The organism is Candidatus Poriferisodalis sp. (genome assembly GCF_965214215.1).
Taxonomy (GTDB): Bacteria; Actinomycetota; Acidimicrobiia; order Acidimicrobiales; family Poriferisodalaceae; genus Poriferisodalis.
Map to the genome: position 1 here is coordinate 473,278 of NZ_CBDCBD010000003.1, position 13,648 is coordinate 486,925.

12 protein-coding genes are annotated in these 13,648 nt (G+C 66.1%); all 12 read right to left on the minus strand.

The window, feature by feature from the left end:
- Positions 1-99: 99 nt before the first annotated feature.
- The 12 genes from ACOOF5_RS04690 to ACOOF5_RS04745 all read right to left on the minus strand — a co-directional run bounded on the left by ACOOF5_RS04690 (position 100) and on the right by ACOOF5_RS04745 (position 13,504).
- On the minus strand, positions 100-1,362 hold the full coding sequence (locus ACOOF5_RS04690; protein WP_420437114.1) for an ATP-binding protein: 1,263 nt from the start codon (positions 1,360-1,362) through the stop codon (positions 100-102).
- A gap of 168 nt (positions 1,363-1,530) precedes the next feature.
- Positions 1,531-3,024, minus strand: a complete 1,494-nt coding sequence (locus ACOOF5_RS04695) for a DNA cytosine methyltransferase (protein WP_420437116.1) — start codon at positions 3,022-3,024, stop codon at positions 1,531-1,533.
- A 13-nt stretch (positions 3,025-3,037) separates the two neighbouring features.
- On the minus strand, positions 3,038-3,904 hold the full coding sequence (locus ACOOF5_RS04700; RefSeq protein WP_420437118.1) for a hypothetical protein: 867 nt from the start codon (positions 3,902-3,904) through the stop codon (positions 3,038-3,040).
- Positions 3,901-4,914 (minus strand): hypothetical protein, encoded by a 1,014-nt coding sequence (locus ACOOF5_RS04705; protein WP_420437120.1) that lies wholly within the window; start codon positions 4,912-4,914, stop codon positions 3,901-3,903. The genes ACOOF5_RS04700 and ACOOF5_RS04705 overlap by 4 nt, the downstream gene beginning before the upstream one ends.
- Positions 4,911-6,941, minus strand: a complete 2,031-nt coding sequence (locus ACOOF5_RS04710; protein WP_420437122.1) for a hypothetical protein — start codon at positions 6,939-6,941, stop codon at positions 4,911-4,913. The genes ACOOF5_RS04705 and ACOOF5_RS04710 overlap by 4 nt, the downstream gene beginning before the upstream one ends.
- 267 nt (positions 6,942-7,208) lie before the next feature.
- Positions 7,209-7,901: a chlorite dismutase family protein gene (locus tag ACOOF5_RS04715; protein WP_420440893.1), complete on the minus strand. Its 693-nt coding sequence runs from the start codon at positions 7,899-7,901 to the stop codon at positions 7,209-7,211.
- A 119-nt stretch (positions 7,902-8,020) separates the two neighbouring features.
- The gene (fdhD, locus tag ACOOF5_RS04720; RefSeq protein WP_420437124.1) at positions 8,021-8,869 is read right to left on the minus strand and encodes a formate dehydrogenase accessory sulfurtransferase FdhD; all 849 of its coding nucleotides are present in this window, start codon (positions 8,867-8,869) and stop codon (positions 8,021-8,023) included.
- Between the two features lie 83 nt (positions 8,870-8,952).
- On the minus strand, positions 8,953-9,489 hold the full coding sequence (locus ACOOF5_RS04725; RefSeq protein WP_420437126.1) for a hypothetical protein: 537 nt from the start codon (positions 9,487-9,489) through the stop codon (positions 8,953-8,955).
- Positions 9,490-9,793: 304 nt separating this feature from the next.
- On the minus strand, positions 9,794-10,000 hold the full coding sequence (locus tag ACOOF5_RS04730; protein ID WP_420437128.1) for a DUF2191 domain-containing protein: 207 nt from the start codon (positions 9,998-10,000) through the stop codon (positions 9,794-9,796).
- A 102-nt stretch (positions 10,001-10,102) separates the two neighbouring features.
- Entirely contained in the window at positions 10,103-11,725 is a 1,623-nt protein-coding gene (gene groL / locus ACOOF5_RS04735) for a chaperonin GroEL (RefSeq protein ID WP_420437130.1), read from the minus strand.
- A 115-nt stretch (positions 11,726-11,840) separates the two neighbouring features.
- A complete protein-coding gene (locus ACOOF5_RS04740) occupies positions 11,841-12,875 on the minus strand; it encodes a glycerate kinase (protein ID WP_420437132.1) in 1,035 nt (344 codons plus the stop codon).
- Positions 12,876-12,880: 5 nt separating this feature from the next.
- On the minus strand, positions 12,881-13,504 hold the full coding sequence (locus ACOOF5_RS04745; RefSeq protein ID WP_420437134.1) for a LytR C-terminal domain-containing protein: 624 nt from the start codon (positions 13,502-13,504) through the stop codon (positions 12,881-12,883).
- Positions 13,505-13,648: the final 144 nt, after the last annotated feature.

The window sequence follows — 13,648 nt, forward strand, 5'->3', positions numbered from 1 at the left end:
GCGTCGCGGTGGCGGGCCAGCGTGCGACCAGACTACGGCTCGCCCTCTACAGCCCGCGAGGGCTCGCTGGCCTGGCGGCTTGCGGCTGGCGTCTCATCGCTATGGTGCGAGAGCAGTGACGGGCGCAACGGCGACACCGTCGGGACGCTCGTAGCCGTAGCCGGTCGAGGTGATCACTAGCAGTTTGGCCGCTGGGCCAATGACGCTGGTATCGACAGCGGATTCGACACGCTTGAGCGATGCAGCAGCGGCATCCACCGCGTCGGCGCCGCCCAGCTTCACTTCCACGGCTATCCATGCGCCGTCAGAGCGGCGCTGGATGATCGCGTCCGCTTCGAGGCCCGTCTTGTCTCGGTAGTGGTGCAACCCGCAGCCGTTCGCCTCGGCATACACCTTCAGATCACGCATCACCAGATTCTCGAAGATGCAGCCGAAGTAGCCGAGTTCGTTACGCAGTCGATCAGGGCCGACCTCGAGCGCCGCGGCGGCCAATGATGGGTCGACAAACAGTCTCTTGGGTGACTGTCGCAGCGGAACGCGGGACCTCAGACGGGGCTGCCAAGCCGGCACACGCTCAGCAACGAACAACCGCTCCAGCGCTTCGAGATACGCCTTCACGGTTGTCCGGTCGAGATCGGCATCCCGTGCCAAGGTGGAGAAGCTGACCTCTGTCGAGACGTTGCGAGCGAGCGATCTCGTCAGCGTCGAGACGCCTCTCGGATCGCGATGCACCCGATCCACGAGCGAGACGTCTGTCCTCGCAATCTCGTCTAGATACGCGACCAGGTTCTCTTGTGCTGCGGCGGGTGGCAGTTCTATCAAGCCGGGCCAACCGCCGACAGCCGCGATCTCGACGATCTCCTCGAACGAGACGTCCGGTTTCATCGCAGAAACTGTGCGACGGGCGAGCAGCGAGCTGAGAGGAACCTCGCACGTTGACCGGCCGGACTCGGTCAGGGACATAGTTCGCATCCGAACTCGCCGAACCCGGCCAGCGCCGGAGTGCCGAGTGATGTCGTCGGGTGGGACAGCTGATCCGGTGAGCAGGAAGATTCCCTTGTCGCGCCGGTCATCGCAGGCTCGGCGCATGGCGTTCCAGATTCCGGGCACCATGTGCCACTCGTCGAGCAGGCGCGGCACGTCGCCGTCGAGCGTCCGTGCCGGGTCCACTGCGAACGCCATTCTCTGCTCGTCGCTGCCGTCGAACAGCACTTCGCTGCGGGCGAACTGCCTCGCCGTCCACGTCTTGCCGCATGCCCGAGGCCCCTCGATGACCACGGCACCCACAGCGCTCAGCGCCTTGTCGATGGCCGATTCAGCGATGCGCTGCTGGTAGCCCGGCGTGGGGGTCACCGAATTCATGCAAGGCTCCCGAGAGCCACACTCCGCAGTGGCCGTGCCCCAGATCGACAACTTGGCATGTCGACAATCTACAAAATGGCAGACTTCCAGTCCACAATTCGGGGGGCAGATGCCCGAGCATCGCTACTTCAAGCAAAGACACTCATGTGTCGTGGTTCCAATGTGGCACTACGTGTTTCGCTCCGGATCGGACTGCGCGTGGGTTGGCAGCAGTGTGCTGAGCGCTGCCGCATAGCCGAGCGGGACAGAAACGGCATTGCCGATCCACTTCGACAGTTGGGCAGAGGTCGCGACGCGTCCAGGTGACGGCGCGAAGCAGTACGTGTCTGGGAACCCTTGCAAACGCGCTGCTTCTGCATGGCTGATCGTCCGTGGCACCGTGGGATGCACGAATCGGCCTCTGCCGGGCGTGGTGTATCCGGTGGTGATAGTGGGCGATGGCCGGTCGGCGTGCATGCGGCCATAAGAGGCCCCGTACGTCGTTCCGTCACGATGTGACTCGGGGCGTTCGGTGAGCGCGAGATCATGGGCATCGTTCTCGAACAGCCATGCGATGCGCTCACGGTTCGTGCCGCTGATCTCTGGCAATTCGTGCAATCGCGCGTCACCGGACAGTGCTTGGTCGCCGCCGATGGCCCACATCACTGACCGCGGCTCGGCTGAGCGCAGCGCGTCAGCCATTTTCGTGAGCGGTGCCGGACCGTTGCCGACGGCCCATCCGGCTGCCGCGGCCGGTTCGTCGAGCAAGCGTCCGTCTGCGGCACACGCCACCAGGAAGTGTCGCTTGCGCGTCTGGGGCCAGCCCATGTCGTCAGCGGCGAGCACTCCGGTTTCGACGGCGTAGCCAGCGGTCTCGAGCAGCGCGGTTGCGCTCGCGACCACCTGGTTGGCGTCATGCACGACAGCGGTGACGTTCTCGATGACTACTGCCCGCGCTCCGGTGGCCACAGCGAATGCGGCCACGCTCAGATAGAGATGGTTGCGTCGATCGGCTCGTCGTGAGTGATTGTTGAGGTTGGAATGGCCCTGGCAGGGCGGCCCCGCGACAACCAAGTCCACCCCATCGCATTGCTCAGCTATCAACGGATCCAGGAGTTCTGGCGCATAGACGAATGCAGCGCTGCGACCGTCGCCTCGGACTCGGTAGTCGAGCAGGGCGCGGACTGACTCGGTGCTGATCTGCCCAGCTCGGTGATTGCGCTGAAATACAGCCAATGCCTCGGCATCGGTGTCAACGGCGAGCTCGCATCTGACCTCGCGCCCGAACTCAGCGGCTGCGATACGTACTCCCGCAGAGAGTCCGCCGACACCGCAGAAGAGATCCGCCGTGCGCAGCGGTGACACATCAATCGCGGCCGGGACGCGAACGTCGCCAGCGGAGGCCGCGGGCCGCGGCAGCTCACCGGCCAGCAGTGCCTTCCACCAAGCCCCTGCCGGGTCGGCGCCGATGTCTGCCGCTCTCGGAGGTGCCGCATCGGCGGCCGCCATACAGTCCGCCGCGCCAAGGCGCGTGCCCAGATTGATGCAGGCGCTGTGCCGTGCGGGGCCGACGCCGATAGAGCGCGTCAGTATGCCCTCGCGCAGGTCGAAGTGCGGGGTTCGGAATCCGTCTGGTCCCCGTTCAGGGGCTACGTCCGACTCAGCCTCGGTCAGGGTGCTCATCGCCGGACTCCCATCACTCGGCGCGCGTGGGCTCAAACACTCTCTGAATCCCCAAGACCTCGGGATGCGCGGCATCAAGTCCGCCATCGCTTTCGCGCACCCGATTCCAGAGATCGCCCACGAGCCTGTCAGCGGCATCGTCGTCGAGCAGATCGGGCACCACGTTGGTGAGCGTCCTGTTGAGCTGTTTGGCAAACTCGCGCAGCGGAGGGGTGGTGAGGCGAGTCGATTCCTCGGCTTGTCGGCGCACCATGGCCCGGACGATGGGCGGGTGCTCTCCAGCAGTCACTCGCAGAATGTGGCTTGCCCAGAAGTCGGTCCCGTCTCGCACAGCAGATGCAAGCGCAGCGTGCTGCTGACCGCCCAAGACCTCAAGCCGCAAGAACATTCGCAGCGGCACGCACTCACGCTGCTTGGCGCCGTCAACATAGGCGCGCAGGCTCTTGGCGGGCACGAGCTGTCCGCTCTCATCGAGCTTGAGCTTGAAGCCGTTGGTCTCACGCCACGCAGCGAAGTTCCATGTGTACGCCAGCCCCAGGTAACACCAGAACCCGGGGTCGTCCAGCGCGGCGACGCGGGCACCGCTGGCCAGCAGCGCCCGGTGCCACAGCGTGGCGGCTTCACCTTCCAGCTTGTCTTGATCGCAGCTTGTCGCTGCACCGTCCAGCAGGCGTTCGCCAGCGATCAGATGTTCAATCTGCGCCCGCGCCGACTCCAACGGCAATTGGTCAATCTGCACGCCTGTACCGGGCCAGCTGACCTTGCCCTCCACATCCTCCGCAAGGTCGTCAAGGACCGTTGACGCCGTCTCATGCATGCGGCGCACCCGCTCTTGCGCAATCCGGACGGCGACACTGGGGACGATGTGCGGATGCCTCACGGTGACGCCTCCTTGACGGTCTTGCGGGCCGGGCCAAGCAGTGAGATGCGGTCTTGCACGCGGGCAATGACCAATTCCGGCCTGTGGCGGATATCTCGCAGCAGATCGTCTCGCTCGTCGTCGGCGCCGCTTCGACCCGCCAGCATTGTGACGATGCGTGCGATGAGGCTGCCCTTTATCTCGTCGTAGGTGGGTCGGCCGGCATTGGGGCTTGCTGCAGCCTCGTTGGCGTACCTGTGAATGACGGCTGTTATGAACTCGGCAAACAGCCAACGCTGGATCAACTCGCTGGCGGGCGAGCGTCGCTGGGCATCGATTGCCTGCAGCAGTTCTTCGTCTACCCAGAACGTGACGGCGTCGGCAGCCGGAACCTCCGGGTCGTCAACATCGCCATCGAAATCCGCGAACATCATGGACCCGTCGGGCAAACCGAGTCGTGCCCGTTGCTCCTTGTCAAGCAGATGTGGCCTGAACAGCTCCGTGTCGTTGCGGCAACGCACCGTGAAGCGGCCATGCGCCAGCCATGTCCCCGCTCGCCATGGCCGCAGCGGCCGGCGATCCGACTCTGGGACTGTGCGAGCCAGCACCACGTAGGCGTCGATTGTGATGCCGTGCGAGCCGCCTCGAAACACCCTCCGGCGCTGCGCCGCGTCTTCAGCGAGATCAAGGCGCGCGTCGGCCACGAGTGCGCTCGGATCGACCAAAGAGTGTTTGAACACCACCTCTCGCATCTTGAGGTAACCGTTGCGTGCGACCGCGATCACGCAGCAGTCTTCGAGTCGCAGCCCCACGTCGTTGACACCCTCACGAATGCTCTGGACGAATTCACGGTGCTGGCCGTCCCCGGCCCATCTGAGCCAAGCCTCGCAGCGCTCGAATGCGTCGGAAATCGTGATGCTGCTGTCAGCGGCGCAATGCTGTGAGCCGAAGCGCAACGTCGCATCATTGAAGAGGCGCCTCAGCCGACGGTTGGGTCCAAAAGGCCGGACGGTGCGCGACTCACTGCTCACTCCTCGACGCCTCCGGTCTCCGCCGCGGCCGACATCAAGTCCCCGACGACGACTGCGTCAACCGTCAGCGTGCCGGTCCACTCAGGGTTGTACGACTCGCTCAGATACTCGAATTCAGCGGTCTCACCGACAGCGAGCCGTCCGCTGAACCGGCCGCTGCCTGGTTCGGTCTCTGCGAAGCCATGGGGTGCTTGCACCACAAGTTCCGCGCCGACGACCTCCTTGCGGTCAGCACCTTCGAAGTTGAAGCGCAGTCGGACTTCGATGTTTGAGGTCGCCGCATTAGGCGGCAGATGGTCCTCGTTCCACTGCACCGTCGCGGTGCCTGCGCAGTGGATCCGTCCGTCAGGATCGGCGACGAGCCGACCACCCGGGTGAATCGAAAGGGACCGAGGCGGAGGCGGCGGCGGAGGCGGCGGATTGCCAGTCCCTCGGTCGGGACCGTCAAGCAGTCTCGCCAAGTCATCCCAGATGTCCAGCTTCAGCTCACGACTAGGTGGCGGCTCAGGCTTCAGCTCTTTGCGAAACTTGTCGATCTGGCGGCCGATCGCGTTGATGACTGTCTTGGCCAGCCTCGCCGAAGCCTCGGGTACATCGCCCGACACCCAGTCGTCGTGCCATTCATCATGCGCCTTGGGCTCAGTGGCACGCAAGGCATCATCGACTTCACGACTCGCGACAAATGTGCCACGCACGTACGGCCACGCTTGCTTCTTGTCCCAGTACTCGACCACCATGCGCGGCCCGCGGACCAAGGCAACCAAGCTCCGGTGCTCCCACGATCGGCCGCTTTGCGTTCCGTCGTCGGCACCGATACTCGGAAATGTCCAGTTCTCGCCGTCGCTCGAATCAGCCGCCAAGGCCAAGGTCCCCGGCTTCCCGAACTCGAGGACCGCGTTCAGAGCATGCACTCGCCACAGGTCGTTCCTTCCTGGGGCAGCGTCAGGAGGCGAGAGTGCTCGCTCGTAGGAGTCGATGAACGGCTTGAGGTCACGATTTCTTGTCGGCTGGGGATGACGTTCAACGCCATCACCGGATTCGTCGACGACCGAGACGCAGAAATCGACATCGTCGTCTTCGAGGGCTGGCCACCAGTGGCGCTCCGTGGCACGCAACACGTCATCGGACGTGACCGTCGGGTCCACGACCAGCAGGGTGGTCCCCAACTGTGCCGCGAAACGTGGGTTACGGATCTCGATCCCCAATCGGCGAGCCACATCGTCCGCTGCCTCGTTGACGAAGGGCACTCGGGCACCGTCGTCCGTGACGCTTCCGAACCATCGAGTGCCCGTGTAGTCGCCGCCGAGCCGATGGCTGCCCCAGTAGGTCATGCCCAGCAGTCGCCGCGTTACTCCCTTGTCATGCGGATGCTCGCGAAAGCAGGTGTATGCGACCACTGTGCGGATCGCGGAGCCGCGGATGAGGCCTGCTTTGCCATAACCGTACGAGCCGCCGTGCCCGGCAGTCTCCCGCGTCATGCCCAGCGAGCACATGGCACGCCACAACTTGGAGCGTCCTCCCTGCCACGGACCGTCCATGCCGCCGCCGTGCTCCTCGACGAGTTGTAAGACATGCAGCGAGTGGGGAGCGCGCAGGCTCGTCAGGCAGTCGCGTTCGCCCAAGCCCAGATCTCCTCGAGGATCCTTGCCGGACTGGTGGCGCATTTCGGTAATGCGGTCGGCGAGATCGTTCAGGCCCATCTCGGCGCAGAACGAGTCACGATCCGCGCCCTCGAGTTCCAAGAAGCGGAACCGGATCGCGAAAGGCTCGGAACCCCCCCCCCGCGCGTTTACGTCGGCATCAGCGGCGTAGCGCTCCCGAGCAGCGTCCCAGGAGTTTTGTATGGACTCGCGCACCAGCAGCGACGCCTCAGCCGGAATGTGGTCGCAGGCGAGTATCCCCGGTTCCTTCACCGTTTCGTTCTTGAACTCCTTGGCGAAATCACCACTGACACCGGTTCTGTTTGGGTCGACGTCTTCCCACCACCATGGCGGCTGCTCGGACTGGCTGTCACCGAGTGGACTCATGCGAGACATCTCAGCACAGGGGTGCGACACGCGCATCGGTGCCGGTTGCCGCCCAGCGGACGCTGATCGGTTCGCAACAACATCGCCGTGAGCATATGCGGCACTACGGCTGCCCTCTGGACCGCGGTTGCGTTGTCAGCTTGGAATTGAGCGGGTTTCGAGACCACCGATCGGACACATTCGCCCGGACAAGTAGGCCAGATCCAGTCGGCTGGTACAGGCCGAGCCTGGCGCGCTTGTTAGCGCGGCCGTACTGGCTTGCGCCTGCTAGCGCAGGCCGGTGCGGTCGGCGACGGTGGGGGCGTCGGCGAGGAGTCCTGTGTAGAAGGTGCCGAACTCGCCGTAGAGAGCGCTGGCTTCGTCGTAGCGCATCGTGTACACGACGTCTTTGAGGTCGTCGAGGTGCTCGCCGAACAGCGTCACGCCCCACTCGAAGTCGTCGACGCCGGTGGAGCCGGTCACGACCTGCAGGATGCGGCCCCGGAATTGCCGGCCTGACTTGCCGTGGTCGTACATGAGCTCGCGGCGGGTGTCGTAGGGCAGCGTGAACCAGTTGCCGCTGCCTTCGGCGACGGCGCTGCGGCGCTTGGACATGGGGTAGAAGCAGAAGGCCCGCTTGCCCTCGGGCGGGAGCTCGGGGTAGAGGCGTGGGGTCTTCATTTCGGGCGGCAGGTCGGGCGCGTACTCGCTCACCTCAGTCATCGACACGTAGCTGTCGGCGACGTCCAGGCCAGCGGTCTGCAGCAGCGTCTGCAGGTTGCGCAGTCGCCACAGGTCAGGCCCCAGCGCCATGAAGCCGACATCGGCCTTGTGGCCCAGCACGGCGACCGTCAGGACTTGGTGGTCGTCGTCGACGATGGCGTCGACTGCTGCAAGCACGCCGGCACGGTTGGCGGCAGGAGTCAACTTGCAGAACAGGTGCAGCACACCCCACCCGACCGACGTGGTCACCTCTGGCATCTGAGACACCCGCGCAGCCTATGAGGCGAAGCCGTGGCCCGAGCGGCCCGTGAGCGCAGCGAACACGAGCGGGAAACAGCAGGTGCCAACGCGGGAAACTTGAGCTACTCGCGCATTTCTTAGGAATTTACCGAGACGGCTGCGGGGGTCTCGCCGAGACGCTCAGGAACACCGGCCAGGCCGCCGCTGTACACGTTGAGCTCGTCGCCGCGAGCGAAACCCGCGAGCGTGATGGCGGCGGCCCGAGCCGACTCGATGGCGAGCGAGCTCGGGGCGCTCACGGCAATGAGGGTTCCGATCCCTGCCGCCCAGGCCTTCTGCACCATCTCGAAGCTGGCGCGGCCGCTCACGAACAGGGCCATGGCCGCAGCGTCGTCTCGTCCGTCGAGCAGGCGGCGTCCGATGACCTTGTCGACGGCGTTGTGTCGCCCGATGTCCTCGCGCACGACGTCGAGATGGCCGTCAGCATCGAAGGTTGCGGCGGCGTGCAGCCCTCCGGTGCGGCCGAACATCTCTTGGGTTCCCGGGACCGCGGCCAGTGCGGCGTGCACAGCTTCGACGCTGAAGCGGTGGGTGCCCGCCAGCGGTCCCAGACGAGCGGCCATGTCGGTGATGGTGGTGCTGCCGCAGATCCCGCAGGCGGCGCTGACGTTGCCGAGTCGCGGCGTGGGCACCGGTGCCTTGCCGCCGGTGCCCACGGTGACCACGTTGTACTCGAACTCGGCTGCTGGGCCTTCGCCGCAGTAGCGCACGCCCGTCACCGCTGCGTCGCCGAGCAGCCCGTCGCCTGCGCAGAAGCCCGCCGCCAGCTCGTAGTCGTTCCCGGGCGTGCGCATGGTGGTGGCCACCATGTGCCCGTCGAGGCGGATCTCGAGCGGCTCCTCCACCACGACCTCGTCGGGCGAGCGCCGCCATTCGCCTTGTCGCAGCCGGTCAACCAGCACCCGCATCGTGCGCCCCCGCCGCATCCGGTCAGGGTACCGGCACCCCCCGTTCCGGTTCGCCCGCGCCGGCACCCGTTCGTCTGGCACCACTGCAAGGAGTTGCCCGTCTATTCGCAGGCGTGAATCGGCACCAACGTTCCGTCCATCGAGTCATCGGAAGCATCGTCGCGGATGCGCACCTGCTGTCGAAGCATGATCTGCAGCGCACCGACAGCACCGTCGACCCGTGCAGCTTCAGCCCTGCGGCCGCCGTCTACCTCGACGAATTCAGTCGCAAGGAGTCGCCACCCATCGATGTCCTCCTCGCCGATGGAGCAGGCCCGGTCGAGACGGGACTCCCAGACAGCAAGGTCCATCGGACCCCGAAATCCTGTCGAGTTGAGCCAGTTGTCGACATGGAGTGATGCCGGCGGGAACGATGCGGCACACCAATCGCCGTTGTTGACCATCGTCCACAACACAAAGATCGCGTCATCGCGCAGGCTGAGCCCGTCAGGCGACGCGGCTGGGGCCTCGGGATCGCCTCCATCGGCCGAGATGAACCCGTCCACAAGCTCCGCTGCCGCCGCGTGTTCCCAGATGGGGGCCGCACAGGCAGCTTCCAGCCGCACCCGCCACGCGCTATTGCTCGTCGGCCCGTTCAACCCGGTCAAATCTGCCCAGAACCGACTGGAATTGTGGCCGAGCAGCTCGGCTGGAGATCCCGATTGCCGCTCTAGGGGGCTGAACCACGACACTGCCGTCGTCGTAGGCGCCGATTCGAGAATCGATGTCGGCGCCACTGTGGACGCACTCGTCGGTTGCTGAGGTTCCGGCTCCGACGACGCGCATCCCTGCGCGACCACGGCGCAGGCGACCGCAGCGAGCAGCAGCAACGGCACACGGCGACGCGTACGCGCCTGCAGGTCGCTAGCCCCGGCGCCGGCGAGATTCGCGGCGCGGGCCATCTCAGCTGTCGCCGCCCCAAGCCTCATCCGCAGCAGCCCAATCGAAGCGGTCGTGTTCGGCGAAGAGTTCGATGAGCTCAAGGCGGCGCTTGATGTTCACCATCTCGTGCAACGACGCGTCGACGGTTTCTCGAAAAGTCGCCGTGCCCAGGATCTCGGCTGCCTGTGCTGCGATGTCTCGATCGACTTCGACTGATGTAGTCGACACATGAGGAACATACCGGCGCCAATCCGGACGCGAAGCGGCCCGGGCCGTGGCCCGGGCCGGTTCGATTGGGTTGGGTTGTTCTTGGGGTGGTGACAGGTCCCGCTAGAAGTCCATGTCCGGCATGCCGCCCGGAGCGCCGCCGCCCGAATCGGGCTCTTCGCAGATCACGGCCTCGGTGGTAAGGAACAGCGCCGCGATCGACGAAGCGTTCTGCAGCGCCGACAGCGTCACCTTGGCAGCGTCGATGACGCCCGCAGCGACCAGGTCTTCGTACTCGCCAGTGGCGGCATTGAGACCCATGGAGCCGTCGAGATCACGAACCCGGCTGACCACCACGCCGCCTTCAAGACCGGCGTTCTCGGCGATCTGCTTCAGCGGCCCGGCCAAGGCACGCTCGACCAGCCGAGCACCGGTGGACTCGTCGCCGTCAAGGCTGTCCGCAACCGAGCGAACCGCCTCTTCGGCCCGCACCAAGGTGACGCCGCCGCCGGCCACCACACCGGCCTCGATGGCCGCCTTGGTGGTGCTGACTGCGTCTTCGATGCGGTGCTTCTTCTCTTTCAGCTCGACCTCGGTGGCCGCGCCGACACGCAGCACTGCCACGCCGCCGGACAGCTTCGCCAGCCGTTCCTGCAGCTTCTCGCGGTCGTAGTCGGAGTCGGTGTTCTCGATCTCGTTCTTGATCTGCTCGATGCGGCCGCGCACTTCGGCCTCGTCGCCGGCGCCCTCGATGATGGTCGTCTCGTCCTTGGTGACGACCACCCGGCGGGCCGTGCCCAGCAGATCGAGTGTGGTGTTCTCCAGCTTGAGGCCGACGTCCTCGCTGATGACCTGGCCACCCGTCAGGATTGCCATGTCGGCCAGCATCGCCTTGCGGCGGTCGCCGAAGCCGGGTGCCTTCACCGACACCGAGCGGATCGTGCCGCGGATCTTGTTCACCACGAGCGTGGCGAGCGCCTCGCCCTCGACGTCCTCGGCGATGATCACGAGCGGCTTGCCCGCCTGGGTCACCTTCTCGAGCACCGGCAGCACATCGCGGACCGCGGAGATCTTGCCCTGCATGAACAGCAGGTGCGCGTCGTCGAGCACCGCTTCCTGCGAGTCGGGATCGGTGACGAAGTAGGGCGAGATGTAGCCCTTGTCGAAACGCATGCCCTCCACGAGGTCCATCTCGAGGCCGAACGTCTGCGATTCCTCGACCGTGATCACGCCGTCCTTGCCGACCTTGTCGAACGCGTCGCTGATCAGCTGGCCGATGTCGCCGTCCGCGGCGGAGATGGCCGCCACCTGCGCGACGTGGGTCTTGGAATCGGTGACGCTGATCGACATGTCCTCGATGGCGCTCACTGCGGCTTCGACGCCGGCTTCGATGCCCCGCTTCACGGCCATCGGATTGGCGCCCGCGGTCACGTTGCGCAGACCGTCGCGCACCATGGTCCACGCCAGCACGGTGGCAGTCGTGGTGCCGTCGCCGGCAACATCGTCGGTCTTCTTGGCGACTTCCTTCACCAACTCGGCCCCGATGCGCTCCACCGGATCTTCCAACTCGATGTCCTTGGCGATCGACACGCCGTCGTTGGTGATCGTGGGGGCGCCCCATTTCTTGTCGAGCACGACGTTGCGGCCCTTGGGCCCCAGCGTGACGCGCACGGCGTCGGCGAGCTGGTTCATACCCGACTCGAGTGCACGGCGGGCCTCGTCGTCGAAGGTGATCATCTTGGCCATATCAGGTGGCTCCTGTCTTGGATGACTCTCGGAAGGGGTGACTCGACGTCACGATGCCGCGGCGATCGCGGCAGTCATTAGCACTCTAGGGAAGAGAGTGCTAACCGCCAACTCCTCAAGTGAGTTGTGCGGCCAGTTCGACGGCCGCCTCCCGCACGGCATTGAGCGTGTCGCCCATCGACCGCTCGGCCCCGTATCGCTCCGTCAGCACCACGAGGCCCGTGGGGGCCAGCTCGCCCGCGGGCGGGCGCCAGTGAGCAGGATCGGCGCCGGGCTCGCGAGCACCCACAACGACGCCCACGGGCACGCCATTCTCGGCGGCGATTTCCAGCACGCCGCCCACGACCTTGCCGTCGAATGAGCCCGCATCGAGCTGTCCCTCGCCGGTGATGACCAGATCGGCGCCTTCGATCGCGTCCAGCAGGCCGATCTCGGTCGCGACAACCTCGAAACCCGGTGTCAGCTCGGCCCGCAGACCTGCCGCGAGCCCACCCGCCAAACCGCCCGCAGCGCCTGCACCCAGCATCTCGCTGACATCTGTGCCGTATCGCTCGCGGTACACGTCGACGAGCCGCTCGAGTCGGCGGGTCAACAGCTTGATCTGCGGCGGCGAGGCGCCCTTCTGCGGGCCGAAGATGCGTGCGGCGTCGCAGAAGCGAGTGCGCACATCGCAGGCCACCACCACTGAGACACCGGCGAGGCGGGCCAGCGGCGACATGGCATCGAGCGCTCCGAGGCCGCCGTCGGTGGTCGCCGAGCCGCCCACGCCCACGATGACGCGCCGGGCGCCGCTCGCAACGGCCTCCGCGATCAGCTCACCGGTGCCAGCCGTGGTCGCGGCGAGCGGATCATTGCCCTCGACGCCGCCCGCGAGCAGCAGCCCGCTTGCACGAGCCATCTCCACGATCGCGTCGTCGCCCGCGAGTCGCCAAGGGGCCTCCACCCGTTCCCGCAGGGGTCCGGTCACCAATGAGGTTCGATTCGGCCCGCCCAGCGCGTCGAGCGTGCCCTCGCCGCCGTCAGCCGCGGGCAGGCAGACGACCTCGGCTCGCGTACCAGCGTGCTGGCGCACGCCCGCCGCGATCGCAGCTGCCACCTCCGCTGCCGACGCGGTACCGCGGAACTTGTCCGGGCACGCGACAACCCGCACGCCGATTACTCAGCTATATCGGTCCCCAGCGCCACCAGTACGTCGGGCGACTCGAAGTCCTGCACGGCCGCCGTGTCTGCGGGCATCTGGCGCACGTCGTCGTCGGGGTCGAGCTCCAGCACACCTGCGATCGCCCGCGCTTCGAGCAACGCACCCGGCTTGTAGTAGATGATCGTGCTGTCGAGCGGTGTGCCCGCATAGTTGGTCGGCGTGTTGGTGATGTAGCTCAGCGTCTTGAACCGGTCGGTCAGCCGCGTCGCAGCTCCCCGGACAGCGGTGGAGTTGGCGACCTGCACGGACACCTCTGACGCAGGACGGGGTTGGAACGGTTCTGCCCCCGCCGAGGTCGTGTCGGTGGAGGGCTCGGCGGTGACCGTCGGCGCCACAGTGGTGACCGTGACGGAGCCGGTGCCGCCGGCATCGGAGACGCCCGTCGCCGCGGTCGGTGCCTCCGTCGCCGTCGGGACCGTGTCCCCGGGCTCAGCAGCCGATGTCGTGTCGGTGGCGGTGGTGTCGTCGGGGTCGTCGACCGAACGGAGCAGCAGCACGCCCACGACCACGGCCACCAGCACCAGCAGCAATCCGCGCACTGCCGCGCCGCTGTTGGATTCGCCGGCTTGGCTGTTCATCGGGTGACCTCCCGTCTGTGATCGGCCCGGGTTCGTTTCACTGCGATCCGCAGCCGAGGCCGGCGTGCGCTGCAACTCCTGTGCGTTGGTCGCGCTGGAACATGGCTAAGAACCGCTTGTCAGCGGCAGTGCTGTGAGCGTAGG

What these genes read in the sequence shown, in the direction of transcription:
- fdhD (WP_420437124.1), bottom strand. Translation starts at nt 8,869, where the DNA reads ATGCGGCGGGGGCGCACGATGCGGGTGCTGGTTGACCGGCTGCGACAA.
- ACOOF5_RS04745 (WP_420437134.1), bottom strand. Translation starts at nt 13,504, where the DNA reads ATGAACAGCCAAGCCGGCGAATCCAACAGCGGCGCGGCAGTGCGCGGA.
- ACOOF5_RS04695 (WP_420437116.1), bottom strand. Translation starts at nt 3,024, where the DNA reads ATGAGCACCCTGACCGAGGCTGAGTCGGACGTAGCCCCTGAACGGGGA.
- groL (WP_420437130.1), bottom strand. Translation starts at nt 11,725, where the DNA reads ATGGCCAAGATGATCACCTTCGACGACGAGGCCCGCCGTGCACTCGAG.
- ACOOF5_RS04710 (WP_420437122.1), bottom strand. Translation starts at nt 6,941, where the DNA reads ATGAGTCCACTCGGTGACAGCCAGTCCGAGCAGCCGCCATGGTGGTGG.
- ACOOF5_RS04715 (WP_420440893.1), bottom strand. Translation starts at nt 7,901, where the DNA reads ATGCCAGAGGTGACCACGTCGGTCGGGTGGGGTGTGCTGCACCTGTTC.
- ACOOF5_RS04690 (WP_420437114.1), bottom strand. Translation starts at nt 1,362, where the DNA reads ATGAATTCGGTGACCCCCACGCCGGGCTACCAGCAGCGCATCGCTGAA.